The 23442-nt window shown below is 65.9% G+C and carries 18 protein-coding genes; 5 read left to right on the top strand and 13 right to left on the bottom strand.

Annotation, left to right across the window (positions count from 1 at the left end):
• Positions 1 to 22: 22 nt before the first annotated feature.
• Complete coding sequence (locus ACE10X_RS20595; protein ID WP_375764511.1) at positions 23 to 958, top strand: DMT family transporter; 936 nt, start codon at positions 23 to 25, stop codon at positions 956 to 958.
• Here ACE10X_RS20595 and ACE10X_RS20600 read toward each other — a convergent pair.
• A complete protein-coding gene (locus ACE10X_RS20600) occupies positions 918 to 3071 on the bottom strand; it encodes a carbamoyltransferase C-terminal domain-containing protein (RefSeq protein ID WP_375764512.1) in 2154 nt (717 codons plus the stop codon). The genes ACE10X_RS20595 and ACE10X_RS20600 overlap by 41 nt on opposite strands.
• A gap of 160 nt (positions 3072 to 3231) precedes the next feature.
• Here ACE10X_RS20600 and ACE10X_RS20605 point away from each other — a divergent pair, with 160 nt between their 5' ends.
• Positions 3232 to 4488: an ABC transporter substrate-binding protein gene (locus ACE10X_RS20605; protein ID WP_038388407.1), complete on the top strand. Its 1257-nt coding sequence runs from the start codon at positions 3232 to 3234 to the stop codon at positions 4486 to 4488.
• Between the two features lie 185 nt (positions 4489 to 4673).
• Here ACE10X_RS20605 and ACE10X_RS20610 read toward each other — a convergent pair whose 3' ends face one another.
• The 6 genes from ACE10X_RS20610 to ACE10X_RS20635 all read right to left on the bottom strand — a co-directional run bounded on the left by ACE10X_RS20610 (position 4674) and on the right by ACE10X_RS20635 (position 10935).
• Complete coding sequence (locus ACE10X_RS20610; protein ID WP_038388406.1) at positions 4674 to 5960, bottom strand: O-antigen ligase; 1287 nt, start codon at positions 5958 to 5960, stop codon at positions 4674 to 4676.
• 6 nt (positions 5961 to 5966) lie between these two features.
• On the bottom strand, positions 5967 to 7394 hold the full coding sequence (locus ACE10X_RS20615; RefSeq protein WP_375764513.1) for a glycosyltransferase family 4 protein: 1428 nt from the start codon (positions 7392 to 7394) through the stop codon (positions 5967 to 5969).
• Positions 7391 to 8131, bottom strand: coding sequence for an ABC transporter ATP-binding protein (locus ACE10X_RS20620; RefSeq protein WP_038388404.1), 741 nt, complete (start codon positions 8129 to 8131; stop codon positions 7391 to 7393). The genes ACE10X_RS20615 and ACE10X_RS20620 overlap by 4 nt, the downstream gene beginning before the upstream one ends.
• 3 nt (positions 8132 to 8134) lie before the next feature.
• Entirely contained in the window at positions 8135 to 10075 is a 1941-nt protein-coding gene (locus ACE10X_RS20625) for a glycosyltransferase (RefSeq protein ID WP_304555519.1), read from the bottom strand.
• 17 nt (positions 10076 to 10092) lie between these two features.
• A complete protein-coding gene (locus tag ACE10X_RS20630; protein ID WP_038388401.1) occupies positions 10093 to 10299 on the bottom strand; it encodes a hypothetical protein in 207 nt (68 codons plus the stop codon).
• A gap of 201 nt (positions 10300 to 10500) precedes the next feature.
• The gene (locus ACE10X_RS20635; RefSeq protein WP_038388400.1) at positions 10501 to 10935 is read right to left on the bottom strand and encodes a hypothetical protein; all 435 of its coding nucleotides are present in this window, start codon (positions 10933 to 10935) and stop codon (positions 10501 to 10503) included.
• A 162-nt stretch (positions 10936 to 11097) separates the two neighbouring features.
• Here ACE10X_RS20635 and ACE10X_RS20640 point away from each other — a divergent pair, with 162 nt between their 5' ends.
• Positions 11098 to 11973 carry a DUF6502 family protein gene (locus ACE10X_RS20640; protein WP_038388399.1) on the top strand — a complete coding sequence of 292 codons (876 nt, stop codon included), beginning with the start codon at positions 11098 to 11100 and terminating at the stop codon, positions 11971 to 11973.
• The gene (locus ACE10X_RS20645) at positions 11970 to 13220 is read left to right on the top strand and encodes a DUF5666 domain-containing protein (RefSeq protein WP_304555518.1); all 1251 of its coding nucleotides are present in this window, start codon (positions 11970 to 11972) and stop codon (positions 13218 to 13220) included. Before ACE10X_RS20640 ends, ACE10X_RS20645 begins: the two co-directional genes overlap by 4 nt.
• Positions 13221 to 13291: 71 nt before the next feature.
• On the opposite strand, the gene ACE10X_RS20650 is transcribed toward ACE10X_RS20645, so the two are convergent.
• Positions 13292 to 14653 (bottom strand): M23 family metallopeptidase, encoded by a 1362-nt coding sequence (locus ACE10X_RS20650; protein ID WP_051003328.1) that lies wholly within the window; start codon positions 14651 to 14653, stop codon positions 13292 to 13294.
• A gap of 100 nt (positions 14654 to 14753) precedes the next feature.
• Complete coding sequence (locus tag ACE10X_RS20655) at positions 14754 to 15503, bottom strand: peroxiredoxin (protein ID WP_162832453.1); 750 nt, start codon at positions 15501 to 15503, stop codon at positions 14754 to 14756.
• Positions 15504 to 15731: 228 nt separating this feature from the next.
• Between ACE10X_RS20655 and ACE10X_RS20660 the strand changes: the two genes are divergently transcribed.
• Entirely contained in the window at positions 15732 to 19433 is a 3702-nt protein-coding gene (locus ACE10X_RS20660) for a DUF3971 domain-containing protein (protein ID WP_304555517.1), read from the top strand.
• 16 nt (positions 19434 to 19449) lie between these two features.
• Here the strand turns inward: ACE10X_RS20660 and ACE10X_RS20665 are convergent, their stop codons facing one another.
• The 4 genes from ACE10X_RS20665 to ACE10X_RS20680 form a co-directional block, all read right to left on the bottom strand.
• Entirely contained in the window at positions 19450 to 19974 is a 525-nt protein-coding gene (locus ACE10X_RS20665) for a cupin domain-containing protein (RefSeq protein WP_085970827.1), read from the bottom strand.
• A gap of 58 nt (positions 19975 to 20032) precedes the next feature.
• The gene (locus ACE10X_RS20670) at positions 20033 to 20440 is read right to left on the bottom strand and encodes an ester cyclase (RefSeq protein ID WP_375764514.1); all 408 of its coding nucleotides are present in this window, start codon (positions 20438 to 20440) and stop codon (positions 20033 to 20035) included.
• Between the two features lie 146 nt (positions 20441 to 20586).
• Positions 20587 to 21393 carry a helix-turn-helix transcriptional regulator gene (locus ACE10X_RS20675; protein ID WP_080583602.1) on the bottom strand — a complete coding sequence of 269 codons (807 nt, stop codon included), beginning with the start codon at positions 21391 to 21393 and terminating at the stop codon, positions 20587 to 20589.
• A gap of 750 nt (positions 21394 to 22143) precedes the next feature.
• The gene (locus ACE10X_RS20680; protein ID WP_304555514.1) at positions 22144 to 23394 is read right to left on the bottom strand and encodes an MFS transporter; all 1251 of its coding nucleotides are present in this window, start codon (positions 23392 to 23394) and stop codon (positions 22144 to 22146) included.
• Positions 23395 to 23442: the final 48 nt, after the last annotated feature.

Here is a 23442-nt window from a genome sequence, read left to right on the forward strand (position 1 = left end):
CGACTGCAGGTGAGTGCCCGACATGCCTTCCGCCGACAACCGCATCGATCGTCGCGACTGGGGGCTGCTCGTCCTGCTGTCGGTGCTGTGGGGCGGCTCGTTCTTCTTCAACGGCGTGATCCTGCGCGAACTGCCGCCGCTGACCCTGGTGCTGCTGCGCGTCCTGCTCGGCACGATCATCCTGCTGCCGCTGCTGCGGGCCGCCAGAATCGAATTCCCGCGCGGCCTGTCCGGCTGGGCGCCGTTCGTTGCGATGGGGCTGTTCAACAATGTGCTGCCGTTTGCGCTGATCGTGTTCGGGCAGACCTATATTCCGAGCGGGCTGGCCTCGATCCTCAATGCGACGACGCCGCTGTTCGCGGTGGTCGTGATGGCGGCGGCCGGCGAGGAGCGGCTGCAGGCGCGCCGCGTGGCGGGCGTCCTGGTCGGGCTGATCGGGGTTGCGATCCTGCACGGCGATGCGCTCGGCTTCGAGAGCCGGCAAGGCATCGGCATCCTGCTGTGCCTCGCCGGCGCCTTCAGCTACGGCATCGCTGCGCTGGTCGGGCGGCGGCTGCCGGAGCGGGTGCCGCCGCTGGGGACGGCGACGTTCCAGATGATCGCCTCGGCGGTGCTGATGGCGCCCATCGCCGCCGTCGTCGATCGGCCGTGGCAGCTGCCGATGCCCCACGCAACGACGTGGCTCGCCGTGCTCGGGCTCGCGGCATTGTCGACGGCGCTAGCCTATATCGTGTTCTTTCAGATCCTGCGGCGTTCCGGCGCGACCAATGTGATGCTGGTGACGCTGCTGATTCCGGTCACCGCGATGCTGCTCGGATATCTCGTGCTCGGCGAGCCCATCGCGCTGCGCGAGGTGATCGGCGCGCTCGTGATCGCGATCGCGCTGCTGCTGATCGACGGCCGTGTGCTGGCCTGGTTCAGCCGCGCGCCTGCTTCCACGCCGCATACCATCCGCTGAAGCGTCCGCTGTCGCGCTCGCCGCCGTGCCAGGCGGCATAGGCGGTACCGTCGTCGGCGACCAGCACCACGGCATCTAGCCCCTTGGAGCGGCGCAGCGTGTCCATCGCCTGCGCCGGCGTCTGCGCGATGGGACCTGCGACATTGAACGAGGTGTTGACCGAAATCTCGACGCCGATATGACGGCCGAGCGCCTTCAAATAGGCATGGGTGAGGGGATCGTCGGCCTCGCGCACGATCTGGATGCGGCCGGTGCCGTCGGCATGCACCACCGCCGGAATCTTCGCGCGCGCCTCGGGCTTCGAATGCGCCGTGAGCACCATGTAGTTGTAGGCGTTGTAGTCGGCGTCGGACGCGCCGTCTTCGAGCTCGAAATAGCCGCGCGCGGCCTCTAGCGTCGCCATCGGCGCCAGCGGCCGGATCGCCTCGCGATATTTGACGCGCTCGTTGAGCCGCTCGCGCACCTCGGGGTCGCTGGGATTGGCGAGGATCGAGCGGTGGCCGAGCGCGCGCGGGCCGGTTTCGGCGGCGCCCTGATAGATCGCGATCACACCGCCTTGCGCGACCATGGACGCCATCAGGTCGGCAACCGCGTCGCGGCCCTCTGACGTCGCCACATTGCCGATCTCTGTCGAGGCAACGTCGTCGGCTTGCAGCGCCGTCGTGATGTCGGCGTTCGAGGGCGGCAGGCCGCAATAGAATGCGTGCGACAGCGGCGCGCCGCGCGGCGCGCCCGCCATATGCGCGAACAGCCAGGCCGCGCCGATCGGCACGCCGGGATCGCCGGGCACCGGCGGCACCCACATATGCAACCGCGTCTTGCGCTGCTGCGCCCGTTCGAACCACGCCTCGTCGAAATGCTCGAGCAGCCGCATGTTGCCGAGCGCGTTCAGCGCGACGCCCCCGGTCAGCACCAGGCGGTCGGTGCCGGTGGTGCGCAGGAGATGGTCGATGACATGGATCATCGCGTCCTCGAACACCAATTGCGTCGCAGCCGCCTTGTCGACGCGGTCCTTGGTGTCGGGGCGGTGATTGATGTCCTCGACGCGCAGCACGGCGTCGGGATTCCAGAGCTGGTCGGGGCGCAGCGGCGGTCCGAGAATATCGATCAGCGGCTGATGATAGGGATTGTCGGCGGGATCGGCGTACCAATTGGCCATCGCGCGATTGAGCTGCACGCTGCCATTGGGCCCGAGCTGCAGCACCGCCTTCAGGCGCTGATAATACGGATTGGTGGCGCGGTTCATGTCGCCCCAGGCGGCGGCGCCCATGTAGCGGCCCTCGCTGGAGAGCCAGGTCCAGCCGCCCTGGCTGGATGAGATCACCGTGTAGAAAGCACCGAGCGAGTCGAACAGGCTCTCATTGCAATAGAGCTGCTTCATCTCGCCGTTCTCGGCGACATAGAGCGAGATCGAGCCGACGTCGCCGGTGCCGTCGAGCACCGCGATCGCAACGCGCTCGCGCGTATCGGCGAACGGCGAGGCGGTGAACGAGTACCAGGCGTGATTGTCGTGATGCGGCATGCAGATCAGCGGCAATTGCTTGTCGAGCCCGTACATCCTGCCGAGTCGGCGCGACAGCCGCCGCACCTGATCCAGCTGGCGCAGATTGATTGCCGGTGCGATCGGGGCGCGCAGCAATTTGAGGCTGGCCGGCGCTTCCTCGAGCGAGGTGCGGATCAGCATCGCCAGCAGCGCCGGATAGTCCCACGTCGTGACGAAGGCGGCGATATCGCCGATGTCGCGGCCCATCCGCTGCAACACCCTGCGCATGTCGTCGAGCGCGTGTTGCGGGAACTCGTTGGTGTGCTTGTTGCCGGAGAAGCGCTCTTCCTCGTTGTTGACGATCAGGCGCGGTCCGTCCTTCTGGGTGATCTCGACCAGCGCGACGCCGGTATTGTGCGTGCCGGGGCAGGCGAGGCCGGCGATGTAGACGGTCTCGCCGCGCTGCAGCTTTTCGCGGATCGACGCGATCGTGCGCTGCGCGAACTCGCCATTGGCCTTGTGCAGGCCACGCTTCGCCAGCGCGGACTCGCTGAGGCGGCGCGTGATCCCATAGCCCGCGGCCGCAAGATGCGGATGCCGCGGACCGGTACGGATGTCCGGTTTACGCAATCAGAACGCCTCGACTCGTGATCCCCAGATCGACCTTCAATCACAAATAGCGCCAGGCAACAATGCCGTTTCGCCCAACGGAAAAACCCAGCGCTTGCCAGCACATGCGTCTCTTGCGAGACTTGCCGCCAAAACCAACGACAAAAATCGGGAGAAAACGATGCCGGCTCGTTTCGGATATATTGGCGCAATCGCGGCGTTCGCAAGTGCCGCGCTGATCGCAACCTCAGTCGCACTGACCGCGACCGCGGCCACCGCGCAGAAGAAATACGATCCCGGCGCGAGTGATGGCGAAATCAAGATCGGCAACATCATGCCATATAGCGGCCCGGCGTCGTCCTACGGCGTGATCGGCAAGACCGAGGCCGCATTCTTCAAGATGATCAACGAGCAGGGCGGCATCAACGGCCGCAAGATCAACTTCATCAGCTACGACGATGCCTATTCGCCGCCGAAGGCGATCGAGCAGGCGCGCAAGCTGGTCGAGAGCGACGAGGTGCTGCTGATCTTCCAGCCGCTCGGCACGCCGTCCAATTCGGCAATCATGAAATACATGAATGCCAAGAAGGTGCCGCAATTGTTCGTCGCCTCCGGCGGCACCAAATTCGGCGACCCCAAGAATTTCCCCTGGACGATGGGTTTTCAGCCCAACTACCAGAGCGAGGGCCGCATCTACGCAAAGTACATTCGCGACAAATTCCCCGACAGCAAGATCGCGGTGTTCTGGCAGAATGACGATGCCGGCAAGGATCAGTTCAAGGGCCTGAAGGACGGTCTCGGAGACAAGGTCGGCATGATCATCGCCGACAAGTCCTACGAGGTCTCCGATCCCTCGGTCGATTCGCAGATCGTTGCGCTGCACGATTCCGGCGCCGACATCTTCTTCTCCTGGGCGGCGCCGAAGGGATCGGCGCAGGCGATCCGGAAAGTGGGCGAGCTCGGCTGGAAGCCGAAATTCTTCCTCGCCAACACCGCGACCTCGGTCGCCTCGGTGCTGAAACCGGCCGGGCTCGAGTTCTCCAAGGGCATCATCTCGACGGCCTATCTGAAGGACCCGACCGATCCGACCTGGGACAAGGATCCGGCGGTGCAAAGCTGGCGTGCGTTCATGGGCAAGTATTATCCCGACGGCGACAAGGCCAACGCCAACAACCTCTATGGCTATGTCCAGGCCGAGGCGATGATGCAGGTCCTGAAGCAATGCGGCGACAATCTCACGCGCGAGAACGTGATGAAGCAGGCCGCCAACCTAAAGAACTTCCACTCCGACCTGATGCTGCCGGGCGTCATGGTCAACACCTCCCCCGACGACTACTTCCCGATCGAGCAGATGCAGCTGATGCGCTTCAACGGCGAGGCGTGGGAGCTGTTCGGCGACGTCATCACCGGCGAGGTCGGGCACGAGGCGTCGCGATAGGGGGAGGCGCCGCTCGCGCCGCAACACCATCGTCGTCCCTGCGAAAGCAGGGACCCATACTCCGCGGCGGATGTTGTGAGCGGGACTTGTCGTTCCAGCATCGCGCAACAATCAGCACTTGTGGTTATGGGTCCCTGCTTTCGCAGGGACGACACCGAATGTGTTGCGCGGCGTGAGGCACAAATCTACGCCAAACTCCTCTCCGGCCGGCGGGCGCGGAGCGCCATGCCGCCGGCGACGCCGACGCCGATCACGTACATCCAGCCTTCGTGAAAATCGGCGAGATGCGAATTGAGCAGCGAGCTCGTGATGTTCTGCACGACCACGGCGAGCCCGATCCAGGTCACGAGATCGCGGCCGGCAAACAGCCTGATGTGGCTGGTCCACATCGCGTAGAGCAGCAGGATGCCGATCAGCCCCCACTGGATAGCGACATTGAGGGTCTGGTTGTGCGGGTTGTTGATCACCTCGGCCTCAAGGCCGGTTTGCCCGACGGCATCCTGCGTGAACATGTGCCTGATCGAGCCGGTGCCGTGGCCGAGCCAAGGCGCCTCGGCGATGAATTTCACCGACTTCCGCCAATAGGTCAGGCGCTGCGCGGTGGAGGCGATGCCCGAGGTGTCGTGGGCGCGATACTCGATCCCGACATCGGCGATGCGTTGGCGGAGGTAGGGGGACGTGGTCCAGACCACGAGGCTGATGATAGCCACCCCGCCGAACAGCAGCCGCGTGGAGCGCCGCGACAGATGCAGCGAGGCGAACAGGATCAACAGCACCGGCATGTAGACCAGCGCGGTCCGCGCCGAGACGACGTAGAGCATGTTGGCGACGAACAGCAGCATCAGCGCGATGGCGCCGGCTGCGATGCGCCATTGCCGGGCCCGCAGCGCCGTCAATGCCGGCAGCGCCAGCGCGAACGCGCAGAGCGCGAACTCCTGGCTCTGGTCGAGGTAGTTCTTGACCGGCACTCCGTCGGAGGCGGTGTGCGCGAGCTTGAGCTGCGGCAGCGCCAGCACAATCCAGGACAGGATCATCAGCACCGTGCACGATACCAGGAAGGCCAGGAACACCCAGAGCCCGCGCTGCGAGCGCTGGAAGTAGCCGAGCAGGAACGGCAGCAGCAGCAGCTTGCCGAGCGGCTTGATGCCCTGCAGCCGTTCGGGCCAGCTTGTCTCCGACCACGCCACGCCGATCACGGCAAGTGCGACCAGCGCGATCGGCAATGCAAAGGCCGGCTCCGCGAGGTCGACAATGAACTGCTCCCAGTCGACGGTCGGGATCACGGCGACAAGCCACAGCAGCATGAAGACGGCGAGTGCCGTGGTCGACCAGGGTAGGGACGTCGCGGCCAGGGCGATCAGGGTATCGGTGGCGCGGAAATAGGCGACTGAGCCGGACCAGGCGCGGACGCGATCGCGCCATCGTGCTGGCGGTTCGGTTGCGAGACCAATGGCGTCGGAATCGGTGCTCATGACCGGTCACACGCCGTGCGCCGTTGCACCGTTGAAGGTCGCCATCGCGGTGGTGAGCGCCGCGGCGGCGGCCGCGACGTCCGGGGCCGCCCGATGCGACAGCAGGTCGCGCGCCTGAGTGTGGTGGCCGAAGCGTTCGACGAGTTCGGTCCGCCGCTCGCGGATCCGGTCGCGCCATTGCTCCTGCTGCGCCAGCACGCGTCGCACCGAGGCGCAGATCGATTCGGTCGAGAACGGATCGAAATAGTCGGCAAGCTCGCCGGCGACCTCGCGGAACACGGCAATATCGGAGCACAGCACGGGGGTATTGGCCGCGAAGGCCTCGATGATCGGCACGCCAAAGCCTTCGGCGAGGCTCGGCATGATCAGGCCGTGCGCGCCCGCGATCAGTGCCGCCTCCTCGTGCTCGTCGACATAGCCGGAGAAGCGGACGTTCTTCGGCAGGTTGCGCGCCTGGTTGGCGCCACCGGCATAGCCGATCACGACGAGATCGGCCTCCGGCAGCTTGCGGAAGGCGCGGATGACGGCCGCGAGGTTCTTGCGGGGCTCGTTCGAGACGATGACGACGAAGCCCGGCCGCGTCGGGACCGCGGTTGGCACCGGCGCAAGCGGCGCTTCCGCGACGTCGAAACGGGTCCGCGGATAAACCACTCGCGCCGGAATGTGCGCATATTGCGGGAGCAGGGCGCGGAAGCGGTTCATGCTGTAGTTCGAGACGAAGGCGAGCTCGTCAGCCTGATTCACGCTGGTGAAAAGGCGCGACAGGAACAGGCGGGTTGCGATGTCGTCCAGCTTGAGATCGGTGATCGGCAACAGGTCATGCACGACGCAAATCACCTTTGCGCCCGGGCGGCGCTGGATCGCAACCCGGGTCGGGGTGTCGACGAGAATGACGTCATAGTCGCGCGCATCGACCCGTGGCGGGGGCAACCGGGTCAGGGCCGACGTGTCCTGATAGCTGTAGAAGCCGGGCTCGAGCAGGAAATCGCCGAACAACTCGAGATGGCGCAAATCGGTCGGAATGTATTCGAGGCCCTCGGTCCGGTTCTCGATCAGCTTGACGCTGGTCGGCAGCAGATGAATCGAGCGCAGGAAGGCGATGATGAATTCGAGCGAGGTCGCCGCGTTGAGCTTGTGCTTGAACCAGTCGACGGTGCGGCGCAGGCCGCCGCGCATGATCGGCGAGTTCATGTCGGTTTCATCGAGGTAACGATAGAGCGCGAGCAGCTCGATCAGCCGTGAGTCCTCGGGCAGCAGGCGCGTCCGCTGCTGCCTGCGGCGCAGCTTCCGGTAACGGCGCGTGGTCTCCACGACGAGGGTCAGGGCATGTCCGTCGCCGGCCAGCGAGCGGATCAATTCACGGGTGAAATGGAAGATGCCGCGCTTGTGGTTGGGCTCGCCAAGCGCCTCGCTGACGACCAGGATCTTTGTCATACGCTGATTTCTCTGAGCTCGAGGTGATGCGGGACGGGCGCATCCAGCGCGAAGGTGCTGGCGATGCGGCCGTGATCGAGATTGATGATGCTGTTGCAGGTCCGGCGCAGCAGGGCGTGGTCGTGCGAGGCGATGATCACGATCGCCGCGGTCTCGACCATCTTGCGCAGCCGCTGCTCGGCCTTGGCCGAGAAAATCTCGTCGACCACGCTGAGCCATTCGTCGAGCAGCAGAATGTCGGCGGGAAACGCGGTCGCGGTCGCGAACAGCACACGCATCAGCATGCCCGACGAGAACATGCGCAGCGGCAGCCGCCGCATGCGCTCCTCCAGTTCCGTGAACGCCCAGATCTCGTCCAGGACCGCCGGCGTCGGCTTGTGTCCCGATATCCGCAGCAGCAGGCTGATATTGTCGGCGGCGACGAAATCGAGATTGACGCCGGCACCGAGGCCGAGCAGCGGCACGATGTTGCCGGAAATCTCGACGCGGCCGCTGCTCGCCGGGAACACGCCGGCGATCAGCCGCAGCAAGGTGGACTTGCCGGAGCCGTTCGGACCGGCGAGGCCGATGCGCGCGCCGGCTTTCGCCTCGATCGAGATGCCGTCGACCGCGCGGATGGTCCGCATCTCGCTGGTCTGGCGGAACAGGCGGCCGAGCAGGCGGCGCTTCAGCGAGAAGTCGTAGGCGCCGTACAGCGGATAATCGAGGCAGACGTCGCGGAGGTGGATGCTTGCCATGCCCTAGATCCAGAATGCCGCTTTGCGCAGATGGGTGATGGTCACGATCGCGGCGACCGCGAGCGCGGCGAGGCAGGCCAGCACGTAGATCACGCTTGCCGTTGCGACATGACCGGTCGCCAGCGGGTCGCGCCAGATCGCGAACAGATGCGTCAGCGGGTTGAGCCGCATCACGGTCGAGCCGCGATCGATCATCTCGGATGTCCAGATGATCGGCGAGGCCAGGAAGGCCAGCGTCAGCGAGGACTCGATGATCGGCTTGATGTCGCGGTAACGCGTCGCCAGCGCGCCGAGCACGAGGCTCAGGCCCAGCGTGCAGACCACGAACAGAACGAGGCCGGGAAGGGCGGCGATGGCGCCGCCGACATCGTGCGGCGTCAGCACGAGCCAGAGCAGCAGCGGCACGATCGCGTTATGGGCGGCGAACAGCGCCTGCCGGAAGGTACATTGCAGCAGGAAGATCACCGGCGGCAGCGCGCGATCCTTGATCAGGCTGGCCGAGCCCTGCAGCGCGGTGGTGGCGTCGAGTACCACGCTGTTGAGGAAGGTCCATGCGGTGAGGCTCGCCGCCAGCATCGGCAGCCGCGCCACCGCGCTGGCGTTGGAGAGATGGCCGATGACCGAGCCGAGTACGGCCACCATGATCGCCATCTGGATCGACATCCAGAAGGGTCCAAGGAGGGAGCGGACGTAGCGATGACGCACGTCGGACCAGGCCAGTGTTGCCGCGATCTGGATCGCGCCGACGAAACCTGCCGTTCGGGGACGCGGGGCTGGGGCTGACGACCCTGCGTCCCTTGCGGCGGCCTCCTCGGTAACGACCTTGCGATACACCGTCTCGACTCCCTCCTTGAAGGCTGCGGTTGAGTATTTCGTCATCGCGCGATGGCGCGCGGCCTGCCCCATGCGGCGGCGCCGCTCGGGATCGTTGATCAGCGTCTCGATGGCGTCGGCAAGCGCGGTGGGATCGCCGGGCGGCACCGTGATGGCCTCGAGGCCGTCGCGGGCGACATGCGGAACGCCGGTGTCGAGCCCGGTGTTGACGACGGGCCGGCTTGCGGCCATCGCCTCGAGCTGCGCCAGCCCGAAGGTCTCCGCATTGGTCACCGACGGCATCACGAAGACGTCGGCGATGCGCATCAGCTTGACGCGCTCGCTCTCGGACACCGAGCCGAGCAGGCGGACGCGGTCCTGCAAGCCATAGTCGCGGATCAGCTGTTCGAGGTTGTCGCGCTCGCGGCCCTCGCCGACGATCCAGACCTCGAAATTGCGGGCATGCGCGGCGCGCACCAGCACGTCAAAACCCTTGTAGGGCACCAGCCGTCCGCAGGCGAGCACGAGACGGCCGCGGGCGTTGACGTCGTCGGCCTGGGCGGCCGGCCGGTCATATTTCGCGACATCGACGCCGAACGGAACGGCGTGGCACTTGTCGGAAAATTCCTGCAGCAGCGGCGTGGTTTCGACCAGCACCGGATCGGAGACGATGATCGCGGCGGCTCGGCGCAGCGTTCGCCGCATCATCGGCTCGACGAGGAACCGCAAGGCGGCTTGCGAGACGATGTCGGCGTGCCAGTGCACGACCAGCGGGCGGGTGCGGCCGAGCCCGAATGCGAAGACGAGGTCGGCGAGCGGGAAGGGGGCGTGCAGCGCCAGCAGATCGTGTTCGGCGATGCGGCGCCACAGCCGCCACGGATAGGTCGGCGCCGCCGGCAGCGACAGCACGTCGCCGAACGAGTGCACGCGCTCGACCGCGACGTCGTTGACCACGATCTGCCGCTCGCCGCCGGAGCGCGAGCAGACCAGCACGGCGGCGTTGAAGGTGTCCTTCAGTCCGGCGCAGATATCGCGGATCACCGTCAGCGTGCCGCCGAACAGGTCGGGATAGTAGACCTTGAAGATGTGGAGCACCGACGGACGCCGGGCCGGCTCGTTGACGACGATCATGGGCGGCTCGATCCGGATCATGCGACGAACAGGGCGACGATGAACGGTAGCGCCAGCGCGGCGGCGAACACCAGCGAGCGCAGCAGCGCCGGAAACAACGGCTCGATCGGGCCGCAGGGGACCTGCGGCGTGAAGCGGAATGTGGTGGCGGCGAACCGACCGGATTCGTGAAACGAATCGGATTCGTGAAACGAACCGGATTCGCGGGCCGAACGAAGAGACATTGCGTCGGATTCCCTGCTGAACGGATTCTGGATACGTGGGAAAATTTCACACGTCAATGGCGTCGGACTAAAATGTGGGATTATGTCCCACGTGGGGCGGTGGACAACTTTTCTGGGAGTAAGGATCGGAACGCATGACGGTGCGATCGCGCCGCGATGGCGCGGGGCGGGCGAGCAAATGCGCGAGTTGCTAGCGGAGCGTCAGGCCGGCTCGGCGGCGCCGCGGTCGGCCGGTTGCTGGAGCTGGCGCCTGATCGCGGCGATGTCGAAATGAATCCGCTCGGGCAGCATTGCCGCTGCCGGGCGCTGCAGATCCTGCTCGATGACGACGCGCTTGCCGCCGTCGGGCGTCAGCGCAATCGAGATCGATTGTGCGCGTGGCTCGGCGCGGAGGCCGGCATGCGCGCGGCAGGCATATTCGCCGGCGCGCAGACCGCCGAAGCCGAAGGCGAGCAGGCGGCCGTAGATGTAGAGCGCAAGCAGGTCGGTTTCGTCGAAGCGGCGCGGCGATCCGGGCGCAACGCCCGGCAGGCAGGGATAGCCGCCCGCCATTACCGTCGACACGAACTCCTCAAAGGGAACCTGGGCGATCCGGCAGGCTTCCGCGATCGCAAGGTCGAATCGGGCAGACGTCATGGAGCGGTCCGTGGCGATGGCGGCAATGCCGGGCACCGTGGCACCCGCTAGCGAGCGCGCGGACTGTGTCCGGAGGTGATTTTGTTTCCCATAAGTGGGAAAATGTCACACGTCAAGTGAGGTGGGATTGTGTCCCACGGCGCGGGCGGCTAAAAGTTAGGCATGAATGCCAAGGCCCCGAAGTCGAAGGTGGGATCGTCCGCGCCGATCGCCGCAGCGAAGCTGCATGCGCCGCTGGCGCGGATGCTGCGCCCGCTGGTGCGGCTCTGCATCCGCGGCGGCATGACGTTTCCGGCCCTGACCCAGCTGCTGCGTGAGCTCTATGTCAACGTCGCCGAGCACGACTTCGCGCTCGAGGGCAAGGAGCAGACCGACAGCCGCGTCAGCCTGCTGACCGGCATTCACCGCAAGGAGGTGGCGCGGCTGCGCGGCGCCGGCGCGCCGGTCAATGCGGTGCCGGCGACGCTGTCGCGCACCAGCGCGATCATCGCGCGCTGGCTGGCCGCGCCCGAGTTCACCGATGCCAAGGGCGATCCGCTGCCGCTGCCGCGCACCGCCGACGGCGGCGCGCCGTCGTTCGAGACGCTGGTCGAATCGATCACCAAGGACGTGCGGCCGCGCGCGGTGCTGGACGAATGGCTCGACCGCAAGCTCGTCACCATCAATGACGACGACGAGATCATGCTGGTCGAGGAGGCCTTCGTGCCGCACGGCGACGACGACCGCAAATGGCACTATCTCGGCCGCAACCTGCACGACCATGTCGCGGCCGCCGAGCTCAACGTATCCTCGGCCGCGCCGCGCTTCCTCGAACGCGCGGTGCATTACGACGGACTGTCGGCCAAACTGGCAAAACGGCTCGAGGGCCGCTCGCGCGAGCTCGCGATGGAGGCGCTCAAGGTCGCCAACCGCGAGGCCAACCGCGCGCTGGCAAAAGACAAGGGCGGCGACTATCGCTGGAATTTCGGCATCTACATCTATCGCGAGGGTCCAGACGGCCCGGTCGATGACGATGCCGACGAAGGCGGTGCGTCGTGAACGGTCCGCCCGTTATCTCGCGCCGGGCGCTGCTTGTCGGCTTCTGGCTTGCCGGAACGTCGCTCGCGGGCGCGCAGGTCAAGAAGCGCGGCAACGATCAGGGCATCGGCGGCACCGGCATCACCGGTTCCGATCAGGGCATCGGTGGCACCGGCATCGTCGGCGTGATCCAGCGGTTCGGCTCGATCTATGTCAATGGCGAGCGCGTCGCCTATGCACCCGACGTGCCGGTCAGAATCGACGGCGAGGCGGCGAGCGCCAAGGCGCTGCGGATCGGACAGCTCGCGCGCGTGGTGGCGCAGCGCGACGCCGGTGGCGCGCTGTCGACCAAACGCATCGATGTGACCAGCGAGGTGACCGGGCCGGTCGAGCAAATGAAGCCGGGCGGGCTGACGGTGCTCGGCCAGACGGTCGCCTGGACCGGACGCGAGAGCTGGCTGAAGGTGGGCGCGCATGTCGCCGTGTTCGGGCTGCGCCGCACCGACGGCGTCGTCGTCGCAAGCCTGGTGCAGGAGCGCCATGACGCCGCCGCGCGCGTCGCGGGGCCGCTCGAGCGCGACCGTGCCGGGGTCTTGCGGATCGGCGAGCTCAAGCTCGCCGGCGTCGATGCGGCGCTGGTCGGTCAGCGCGTGCAGGCCGAAGGACATCTCGCGCAGGGCGTGATGCAGGTGTCGCGCAGCCGCGCCGATGATTTCTCCGATCTCGCCGGCGCGAACCGGCTGTTGATCGAGGCCTATGTGCGGCGGGTCGGCAATGACCTGCAGCTCGGCTCCGGCTTTGTCGCGCGCGACCATTCGCGGTTCTCGCCGGCGGCCGATACGCGCGTCGTCGTCAACGCGCAGCTGTCGGGCCCGCGTGAGCTGCGCGTCGAATCGGTGCAATCGGTCGGCAAGTTCCCGGGCTCGTCGGTGAAGAGCCCGGGCACGCCGGGCCGTGGCCCCGCCGGTGGCGGATCCGGGCCGGGTCATGGACCGGGACCTGGCGGCCGCGGCGCGCCTGGTGGCGGCGGTCCGGGTGGCGGCCCCGGTGGGGCGCCGTCCGGCATGCCGGGCGGCAGCCCGCCAGGCGGCGGGGCTGCGCCTGATCCGCTGAGTGGTGGACCGACCGGCCCCGGTCCCGGTGGCTTCGGCCCGCCCGGCGGGCCGTTCGGTCCCGGTGGCGGTGGCGGTGGTGGTCCGTTCGGGCCCGGCGGTGGATTCGGTGGCGGTGGGCCGCCCGGCGGCATGGGCGGCGGCGGCCGCCGCTGACACGACACGCGTGATCGGCGCAAGCGAGACCGCTTGCGCCGATTGTTCAGATCGATCGTTGTGCGATTGAGCTAGCCCGCGCTGAGCCGGACGCCGGCGCGGAGGAATTTCTGCGGATCGACCGCTTCGCCGTCGATGCGGGTCTCGTAATGCAGATGCGGACCGGTGGAGCGGCCGGTCGAGCCGACGGCGCCGATCACCTGGCCGATCTTGACGTATTCACCGACCTTGACGCCGATCTCGGAGAGGTGGCCGTAACGCGTCGACAGGCCATTGCCGTGATCGACCTCGACCATGCGGCCATAGCCGCCGGCCCAGCCCGCCGACACCACCTTGCCGTTGGCGGTGACACGCACCGGATCGCCCTGCGCGGCGCGGAAGTCGAGGCCGGTGTGCATCGCCGGCCGGCCGAGGAAGGGATCGGTACGGACGCCGAAGCCGCTGGTGAATTCGACTTCACCGACCACGGGCTTGCGGTAAGGCACCAGCGCCAGCGTCTGGTTCAGCCGCTGCATCTGTGCGCGGTTGATGTTGATGCGATAGAGCTGGCGTTCGAACGCGCCGGCGTCGGCAGAGAGTTTCACAGGGACAAAGGGCCCGCCCATGCCGGAGCGCGGCGTCGCCGCTTCGAGCTGCGCCATGTTGAGGCCGAGATCGGAGATCACGCCGCGCATCCGGCGCACCTTGGAATCGATGCTGTCCTCGACCGAGGCGAGCGCGGCAACCTGGCGCCGCTCGACCTGGTCAAGCGACGTTTGCAGGCGGACCAGCACGTTGTCGACGCCCTGGGCCTTGGCGAACTGGTTCGGCTGCGTCTTGGCGATCAGCGGCGCGCGCGATTCCAGCCGTGCCTCGCGATCCGGCGGCGCCACGAAGATCACGGTGTCGCTGATCGGGGAGGGTTTTAGCGTGCCGGAGGACGGCGCAGCCTCGGCGCGGCCCTGCGGCTTGATCGATCCGGTGCTGGTGACGTCGGGCATCGCGCCGAGCGCGGTGGCGCGCGATTCCAGCGTCGACTGCCGCTTCATGATCTGGTCGAGCTTCTGGTCGAACTGCTCCTGGTCGAGCAGCTGGCGACTGGTGGTGCGGTCGACTTTGGCGCGCAGCTCCGAGATGCGGTCCTCATAGGCGTATTGCATCTCGGCCTGGCGCGCGATCAGCCGGGTCAGCACGTCGTCGCGGAACGCGAAATAGGTCGCCGTCGCCGCCGACCACATGCCGAGCAGCACCACCGTGCCGACGATGATCCAGAACACCACCGGCCCAAACCGGACCTGCTTGCCGGCATGGACCAGGGTATAGCCCTCGCCGGAGGTCGCCACCGCTGCGGGTGCAGCGTGATGGGCTGCCGGACGGCGCGCCGGCGTCCGGCCATGGTCCTGCGGATGATGGTGTTTGTGATGTTCATGGTGGTGACCGGACCGGCTCGACATCGGTACTCCCGCGGCCGGTCGGACCAAGCTCCGTACGGCTAATTTGCGGGGCCGATTTGAGCCCGTCATGGTTAATTTTCAGGAAACGGAACTCTTCCCGTCAGAGCGCTCGGGCAGCCTCCAATACCGCTTCGGCGTGGCCGTCGACCTTCACATGACGCCAGACGCGGGCGACTTTTCCGCTGGAATTGACCAGAACCGTGGTGCGAATAATTCCCATGAAGGTCCTGCCATACATGGATTTTTCGCCCCAGGCGCCATACGCCTCCAGCATCTGGTGGGCTGGATCGGAGACCAGCGGCACCGACAGCTGGTGTTTGTTTCGAAATGACTCCTGCGCCTTAACCGTGTCGGCGGAAATGCCGACCACTTCGGTCCCTGAAGCTGCGAACTCGCTTTTGAGCCGGGTGAAATCGATCGCCTCCCTGGTGCAGCCGGGGGTGTCGGCGCGGGGGTAGAAGAACAGCACCAGCTGCTTGCCGGCAAAATCCTTCAGCGAAACGCTGCCCCCGCCGTCGCGCGGCAGGTTGAAGCCAGGCGCCGTGGCGCCCTCGGCAAGTGTGACGGCGGACGAGTTGGTCACGGTCGCGGCCGGCTCTCGCTTTAACGGTTTCGATGCCGCCTTGTGCGAGGCTTTGCTTCGAACACCCGCTGCGGTCTTTGCTTTCGTTGCCTTGGTCGTTTTCTTAGTTGTTTTCTTAGTTGTTTTCTTGGCCGCTGCCTTCTTCGCAACCGCTGTGCGGGTTTTCGTCGCGGACTTCCCAGTGCTTGCGCTTGCGGCACGCGCAACCTTTGTTGCGACCCGCTTTCCGGTTGTGTTGGAGGATTTCTTGCGCGTTTTCTTGGACATACGCCTTCCTTTCGTCGCTTTCCGAAGCTCAACCATTGGGGTATTGCGGGTCTTATTGGCGGCGGCCGGATTCGCTCCGGCCGCTGGGCAAGTTTGATGGCCACGGAGTATGGTGACAAGGAATTCGACGCGTGACCCGTCCGCTTGCTGAATTGGCTTTTGATTGGTTGGTTTGGTCCGTTCTGGGGGCCATCGGCGAGTAACATGATTAGGCGAGGATAGGCGGCGATGCCGGCACAGGAGCGCTCGATACGCATCGACGGGCGCCCCGATGGCGGCGATCAGCTTCGCCGTCAGCACCGAGAGGCAATGGCAAGGAACACGTCGCCGCAGGGTCCAAATCCGCGCGCCGGGGCTGACTTCTCGCAATGGGAAGACGACGCTGCGTGGGACGAGCAGGATGAGGCGGCGGGCAACCGTGCGCGGCAATTGCTGTCGCGTTCCAACACCAACCTGCATCGCTTCACCGATTTCTGCTCCGGCATGCAGCGCTGGCTGAACGGCGAGCGCTGGATCCGTCGCATCGGACTGGTCCTCGTGGTGCTGCTCGCGATGTTCGCGACCTGCTTCGGCGCGCTGTGGTGGCGGCTCGGCGCCGGCCCGATCAATCTCGACATGGCGACGCCGTGGCTTGCCGCGGCGATCGAGGAGAATATCGGCCACGGCAACACGGTCGAAGTCGGTGGAACGCAGATCGAGCGCGCCGGCCGCGTCAGGATCGCGGTGCGCATCCGCGACATCATCGTCCGCGACCGCGACCATGCGGTGGTTGCGAGCGCGCCCAAGGCCGAAGTGCGCCTGTCGGGCACCGCGCTCCTGATGGGCCAGTTGCGGGCGGAGAGCCTCAATCTGGTCGATGCGGAACTGTCGGTGCGCATCACGCCCGACGGCAATGTAACCGTGTCCGCCGGCGACACCGCAAAGCCGCTGGCCACCGGCGTTGCCTCCAAGCGGGAGGCGGGGATGCCGCCGACATTCCCGCGGCCGACACCCGCAGCACCGCCGCCGCCGGTTGCCTCGCCGCCGGCGGCCGCCGAGCCCTCGGCGTCACCCGATTCGGCCCAGAGCGGGCTACTCGCCGGTCTCGACTGGCTCGACAGCCTCAGCATGACCGGCCTCGACGGGCAGAACCTCAACGAGATCGGCCTGAAGAACGGCAATCTCGTCGTCGACGATCAGCAGCGCGGCAACAAATGGAGCTTTGAGAACATCAGCCTCAGCCTGCGGCGCCCGAGCGGCGGCGGCGTTGCGCTCAGCTTCGGTGAGGAGGGCGCAAAACCCTGGTCGGTGCGCGTGCTGGTCGGACCGCAGCAGAACGGCGTGCGCTCGGTCGACATCAAGGCCGACAAGGTTTCCACCCGGAACATCCTGCTCGCGCTCCGGACCAAGGATCTGACCTACACCGCCGACCTGCCGCTGTCGGGCGAGATGAAGGGCGAACTCGGCCGCGACGGCCTGCCGACCTACTTCCGCGGCAAGATCAATGTCGGCGCCGGCAACATCATCGACACCGACACGCCCGACTATCCGATGCCGGTCGATTCGGCCGAGATGAGCGTCGAATGGGATTCGGGGCGGCGCGTGCTGCTGGCGCCGATCAAGATCATCTCGGGCGCCAACCGCATCACACTGCTCGGCCATCTCGAGCCGCCGAACGACAACGTCACCGACTGGCAGGCCGGCCTGTCCGGCGGCACCATCGTGCTGGCCGACGCCGACAAGAACGAACCGCCGTTGATCTTCAATCGCATCAACATCGGCTTCCGGTTCGACACCGACAAGAAGCGCGTGCTGCTGACCCAGGCCGACATCTCCAATGGCGAGATCGGCGTCGCCGGAACCGGCAGCATCGACTATTCCGGCGAGCCGCGGCTGCAACTCGGATTCGCCGGCACGCCGATGTCGGCCTCGGCCCTGAAACGGATATGGCCGATCATCATCGTGCCCGAGGTGCGCGAATGGGTGCTCGAGCGGATCGACCGCGGCACGCTCCAGCGTATCGATGTCGGCGTCAATTCGCCGGTGCACAACCTGTCGCGCAAGGGACCGCCGATCCCGGATGACGGCCTGTCGGTCAACATTGTCGCCTCGGGTGTCACGGTGCGTCCGGTGGATCAGATGCCCGCGGTGCATGACGCGGATCTGAAGGCCCGGGTGACCGGCCGCACCGCGACCGTGACCATCAACCAGGGCATTGCCGACACGCCGGCGGGCCGCAAGATCACGCTGTCGGACTTCACCTTCGAGGTGCCGGACATGGCGCCGAAGCCGTCGCCGTCGAAGGTCAAGTTCCGGGTCGACTGTCCGGTGCCGGCCGCCGCCGAAATCCTCGCCTCCGACCGGCTCAGCGACCTCTCCGGTCCGCCGATCGATCCCAACGCCAGCAAGGGCAACGTCACCGCGACGATCAATCTCGGCATGCCCGTGAAGGGCGAGCTGACCAAGGCCGATACGCTCTACTCGGTCACCGCCGACATCTCCGGCGTTGCCGTCGACAAGCTGGTGATGAACCAGAAGCTCGAAGCCAACACGCTGAAGGTGATCGCCAGCAATGCCGGCTTCCAGGTCAGGGGCGACGTCAAGATCAATGGGCAGGCGGCCTCGCTCGACTACCGCAAGCCGGCTGAGGGCGATGCCGACGTCAAGCTGCAGGCGACGCTGGACGATGCGAGCCGCGCGCGCCTTGGGCTCGATCTCGGTCCCGCGGTCTCGGGCGCGATCCCTATCAAGCTCAGCGGCAAGATCGGCAGCGGCGACAACCCCACCACCAAGATGGGCGTCGAAGCCGACCTGACCCAGCTCAAGCTCGACAACATTCTTCCGGGCTGGGTCAAGGCGCAGGGCAGGGCCGGCAAGGCGACCTTCAACGTGGTGCCGAAGGGTCAATCGACCAGGTTCGAGGACATCTCGATCGACGGCGCCGGCGTGTCGATCAAGGGAGCGCTCGAGGTCGACCAGAACGGCGACCTCATGAATGCCTACTTCCCGACCTACGCGCCGTCGGAAGGCGACAAGACATCGCTGCGGGCCGATCGCGGTCCCGACGGCGTGATCAAGGTGACGATGCGCGGCGACGTGTTCGACGGCCGCGGCTTCCTGAAGTCGGCGATCTCCGGCCGCGACAGCGATCCCAAGAGCAAGACCAGGACCACCGATTTCGATGTCGATCTGAAACTCGGCGCGGTCGCAGGGTTCAACGGCGAAGCGCTGCGGAGCGTCGACGCCAAGGTCTCGCGCCGCAACGGGTTCTTCAAGGCGTTCACGCTGAGCGGCAAGGTCGGCCGCGACACCCCCGTCACGGTCGATATGCGCGGACGCCAGCAGGGCCGCGAGGTGATCTATCTGCAGACCGCCGACGCCGGCGCGTTCCTGCGCTTCATCGACACCTATTCGAAGGTGGTCGGCGGCCAGCTTACGCTCGCGATGGAGCCGCCGATCCCTGAGCCGAGCCCAAGGGAGGGGCTCATCAATATCACCGGCTTCTCGGTGAAGGGCGAAACCCAGCTCGATCGCGCCGTTGCCGGCGGGCCGGTCAGCACCCAGAACGGCATCGGGTTCGACGCGCTGCGCGCCGAATTCACCCGCCAGAGCGGCCAGCTTTCGATCCGCAATGGTGTGGTCAAGGGACCGACCATCGGCGCGACCATCGAAGGCAGCATCGACTATATCGGCAACCAGGTGCGGATGAACGGCACCTTCATTCCGATGTACGGGTTGAACAACATGTTTGGCCAGATCCCGTTCTTCGGGATTTTCCTCGGCGCCGGCAGCAATGAAGGCCTGATCGGCGTGACCTATGAAGTGGTGGGAACGCCGAGCGCGCCGGTGCTGCGCGTCAATCCGATCTCCGCGCTGGCCCCCGGCCTGACGCGCAAGATCTTTGAGTTCAAGCAGTACGGCCCGAACGATCTGCCGACGACGAACAATTAGGGCGTCAATTGCAAAATCAGCGTGGCGTGGACGGTGGCGCTCCCGGAAAGCGAACCCCGAAGCGCTGGATCAGTCCGGGCACGCTGCTCATATCCATGTCGAGCGCATAGCGCGCGCAGAGCGCCGCCAGCCGCTGCGGATCGGGCGGACCATTGATCAACTCCGCTCCGAGCTCACGGAAATAGGCCTCAAATCCGGCGGGCGATATGATTTCCAGTACGCGGGCAGGGGTGTCCCCTGCATTCCAAAAGGTGTGCCACTGCTCGCGCGGCTTGAAAATCAGGTCTCCCGGATTACCGATCACGACGGACTCGCCGAGCAGCGCGCCGATCCTGCCTTCGAGGACGAAACTGTACTCATCCTCGCGATGATGCCGGTGCATGGGTGCTGCCAAAGCGTGCGGCTGCATTGGATGCTCGACGAGCGCAAAGCGCCGGCCGGCGTCGGCCCCTTCGACCATGAACCGGGCGCTCGCGCCGCCGAGAACGGCGAGATGACCATCATGTGGGGCGAGTATTCGCGGTGATGCCATGCTGTCCATCGCTCCAGTCATGTGCCGGGATAATGTTGCCGCAGTGGTTCGCAGCCCCCCGCCAGCACTAGGTTGATCCGGGCGGAGGTGGCAGCGCTCCGATCTGGTGAAAAAGCGCAAATCGGTCGGGCACGCCCCAGTGTTCGATCAGTTTACCGCCGGAAAATCGACAGATGTCGATGACATCGATGGCGACTGGCTTTCCCGATCGCGGATCGACGCCTGTTGCCTTGCTGCGCGCCCATACCGTATCGCCAGCTTCCACGATCGCCTCTATCGCGAGCCGCAGGTTCTTGATGCTGCCTCTCGCATCTTCGATCTGCGCCTTCAGGATTTGCGGGCCGGGAAGGTCGGTTTTCGATAGATACTCATGTTCGATCAGCTTCTCGGCGCAAACTTCGTCCGCGACCGTCAGATCGCCTTGAGAAAATCCACGTTCGATGATGGCTTTGAAGTGCTCCAGGTTCGTCGACATGCCCATCGCTCCGGTTCTCTCGGACCGCCGACCGCGATGCTGGCTGCAACGACACGAATTTGCGTCGCGTCATGCTCGCCGTCATCCAGGTCTTCGGTGAGGGCAGACCTTGCCGGGAAGCCAGCGTGAGCGCTTGTAAATTTCGGTCATCCGCCGGGGAAAAAGATATTGTCCCAGTCGCCGACGAGGCCGGTCGGCGGCAGGCCGGCGAACGCGCGGCATTCGCGGATAAAATGGGCCTGATCGAAGTAGCCGAGTTCGTGGATAATGTCGGTCCAGGTCCGGTGCGGGGCATCGCGGCGGGCGACCAACGCCCGGTCGAACCGGATCGTTCGGGCAAACAGTTTGGGCGTCATTCCAACCTGCGTCGCAAACCGACGCTGGAACTGACTGGGGCTGAGGCCGGAATTTGCAACGAGGTCCTCGATCCGCAAATGGCCCCGGATGGCGATCATCCGGCGTGACGCGACGCCGATCGCGCAGTCGGGACCCCGCTTCTCAAGCATCGTCTCAACCCAGCGTTCGACTGCGGCGACGCGGAGATCGAAGTCCGGCGCCAGGCGCACGGCGTCGCCAACGACCGTGGCGGATTGGCCGAGGACATCGGAGGCTGCCGGGTCCTGGTTGACCAACGACGCCATGTCGATTCCGGCCAATCGGTTCAGGCCGGCCGGTTGAAACAGAATGCTGAAAACGTGGATCGAGCCCGACAGACAAACGTGGGCTCTGCGATAGGTTTGCGGACCGACAATGCTCGTATCAGGCGTAGCGTTCGCCTGGCCACCATCGATGCGGACGCGATATGGATCGGCCAGGTGGACAATCAGGATCTGATGCGGCCGCGCGGCGACGGGCCAGGCCAGGACCGCGCTACCGAGCTCCACGCGCCTCTCCTCGAACGCGCGTAAGACGCCGCGAAGTTGGGGGTGGGGTAATGCCCGCTTGATATCCATGGAGGCCCCTCGGCGGCGGAAGCCTAGATCGAGCCGCTACATGCGACAATATCTGTCTTGCCGGCCCCCGGGTTATTTGCTCCGCGCCGAGTCCGCTTTCGAGACTGCTCGGTTGCATTTGCCTGGTTCAGGAATACGCGCGGCCGCGGGTTTCTCTCCGCATTCATCCGAGGCTGCGACCAAGTCTAGGCCACCGGATGAAGTTCGCGCAGGAACCTTGCCCTATCTGGGATGTTGGAGAGCAATTCAATAACTCAGGAGGAACTCTCATGAGAACGCTGTTACTGGCTGGTGCACTGGCGGTGGCCGGTTTCGCGATGGCCACGCCGATTTCCATTGCACCCGCGTCAGCTCAGGTTGCCGTTGATACGCCGCTCGGCGGCGTAAGAGTGGGCCCGCAGCCCCGTTACGACCGAGACTACGATCGACCCGCTTATCGCGCCTACGGATATGATCGCGGATATCGCGGATGCCGCACCGTCACGATCGAGCGTGACGACGGATCGGTCCGGAGGGTCCGTCGCTGCGACTAGCAGTACCGGACCAGAGGATCGACTTCCGTGGCTTACAAGACCGCTCGAGCCGGTTCTCGCAATCAAGGAATTGGAGCCATCGACTTGGGCCGCTGCAGTTGGCGGCCTGTTTCATTTCGCGAACGCCTGTCGACCCAAGCACTGGTCCGAGGCCGCATGCGTTCAGGTCGGATTCCACGTTGCCTTCGCGGGGTAAGCGGACGCGCAGGTCACGAACTCACCGCCGCAGTGCCGGCACCACCAGGAACGGGATCAGGCCGAGCACCACATTGACCAGCGCGAAGGCGATCAGCGGATTGTAGCTGTGGGTCCAGTCGTGGATCAGGCCGCCGCCCCACGAGCCAAGGCCGGAGCCGAGGCCGCTGCCGATCATGATCGTCCCGTAGATCGTGCCGACGCGCTCGCCGCGGAAGATCTTCAGCGCGGTCGCGGTGATCAGCGGGCCGCGCGAGCCGATCATGCTGCCGAAGCAGATGATGAAGCCGGTCAGCAGCCAGTAGTTCGGATACCACTGCAGCAGCCACAGCAGAATGATGCCGAGGATCGAGACGCCGTAGCTGAACAATACCGAGGGCCGGCGGCCGATGATGCCGTCGAGGGTGGACACGCCGAGCATGCCGACGAACAGCGCGACGCCGGAGAAGCCCCAGGCGGTTGCCGCCTGTAGCGGCGGGAAGCCGACATCGATCAAATAGGCGACGATCTGCGCGGTCAGCGCATACATCGCGATCGCGGTGAAGAAGAAGGTGGAGAACAGCGCCCAGAAGGCGTGGTGGCGCATCGCGCTGAGCAGCGTCCAGCCTTCGTCGGCCAAACTGCTTTCCGCCTTCCTGACGATATGCGGCGATCCGCCGGCGAGCAGCCGCCACGGCAGAAAGACCAGCGGAACAAGCAGGCAGAGCGCGCCGATGCCGAACACCTGATAGGCCTCGCGCCAGCCGATCCGGTCGATCAAGACCTGCGACAGCGGCAACAGCAGCAGGAGGCCGGCGCCGGTCGCCGAATACATCACGGCCATCGCGGTCGGCAGGCGTGGTCCGAACCAGCGGCCGAGCAGGATCGAATTCGACACATTGCCGATCAGCGCGGTGCCGAAACCGACGCAGAGTCCGACGCTGAGCTGGAATTGCCAGAGCTCCTGCGCGCGTGAAGCAACGAGGAATGCGCAACCGAGCAGCGACAGGCCCAGCGCATAGACCACGCGCGGACCCGAGCGGTCGAACAGGCGTCCGACCAGCGGCGCGGTCAGGCCGCTGGCGAGCCAGGTCAGCGAGTAGACCGACACCACGGAGGCGCGGTCCCAGCCGAAATTTTCCGAGATCGGTTTCAGGAAAACGGTGAAGCTGTCGCTAAGGCCGCGCCCAAGCACCGACAGCACGAAGCAGAGCGCGAGCACGTTCAGTGCGACGCGGGACTGTTTCGCCGGCGCTGCAAGCGTGTCGTTAGGAGGCGTGGTCTGCTGGTCCATCGCATTCTTTTCGAGCGCGATCGGACGCAAAACCGGAAGTCCGCTTTT

Source organism: Bradyrhizobium sp. Pha-3 (assembly GCF_042258325.1).
Taxonomy (GTDB): Bacteria; Pseudomonadota; Alphaproteobacteria; order Rhizobiales; family Xanthobacteraceae; genus Bradyrhizobium; species Bradyrhizobium elkanii.

Bases quoted from the DNA above. Each gene is read 5' to 3' on its own strand.
- ACE10X_RS20650 (WP_051003328.1), bottom strand. From the start codon at position 14,653: ATGTCGAGCCGGTCCGGTCACCACCATGAACATCACAAACACCATCAT.
- ACE10X_RS20620 (WP_038388404.1), bottom strand. From the start codon at position 8,131: ATGGCAAGCATCCACCTCCGCGACGTCTGCCTCGATTATCCGCTGTAC.
- ACE10X_RS20660 (WP_304555517.1), top strand. From the start codon at position 15,732: ATGCCGGCACAGGAGCGCTCGATACGCATCGACGGGCGCCCCGATGGC.
- ACE10X_RS20630 (WP_038388401.1), bottom strand. From the start codon at position 10,299: ATGTCTCTTCGTTCGGCCCGCGAATCCGGTTCGTTTCACGAATCCGAT.
- ACE10X_RS20680 (WP_304555514.1), bottom strand. From the start codon at position 23,394: ATGGACCAGCAGACCACGCCTCCTAACGACACGCTTGCAGCGCCGGCG.
- ACE10X_RS20625 (WP_304555519.1), bottom strand. From the start codon at position 10,075: ATGATCGTCGTCAACGAGCCGGCCCGGCGTCCGTCGGTGCTCCACATC.
- ACE10X_RS20610 (WP_038388406.1), bottom strand. From the start codon at position 5,960: ATGAGCACCGATTCCGACGCCATTGGTCTCGCAACCGAACCGCCAGCA.
- ACE10X_RS20605 (WP_038388407.1), top strand. From the start codon at position 3,232: ATGCCGGCTCGTTTCGGATATATTGGCGCAATCGCGGCGTTCGCAAGT.
- ACE10X_RS20635 (WP_038388400.1), bottom strand. From the start codon at position 10,935: ATGACGTCTGCCCGATTCGACCTTGCGATCGCGGAAGCCTGCCGGATC.
- ACE10X_RS20670 (WP_375764514.1), bottom strand. From the start codon at position 20,440: ATGTCGACGAACCTGGAGCACTTCAAAGCCATCATCGAACGTGGATTT.
- ACE10X_RS20615 (WP_375764513.1), bottom strand. From the start codon at position 7,394: ATGACAAAGATCCTGGTCGTCAGCGAGGCGCTTGGCGAGCCCAACCAC.
- ACE10X_RS20655 (WP_162832453.1), bottom strand. From the start codon at position 15,503: ATGTCCAAGAAAACGCGCAAGAAATCCTCCAACACAACCGGAAAGCGG.
- ACE10X_RS20640 (WP_038388399.1), top strand. From the start codon at position 11,098: ATGAATGCCAAGGCCCCGAAGTCGAAGGTGGGATCGTCCGCGCCGATC.
- ACE10X_RS20675 (WP_080583602.1), bottom strand. From the start codon at position 21,393: ATGGATATCAAGCGGGCATTACCCCACCCCCAACTTCGCGGCGTCTTA.
- ACE10X_RS20595 (WP_375764511.1), top strand. From the start codon at position 23: ATGCCTTCCGCCGACAACCGCATCGATCGTCGCGACTGGGGGCTGCTC.
- ACE10X_RS20665 (WP_085970827.1), bottom strand. From the start codon at position 19,974: ATGGACAGCATGGCATCACCGCGAATACTCGCCCCACATGATGGTCAT.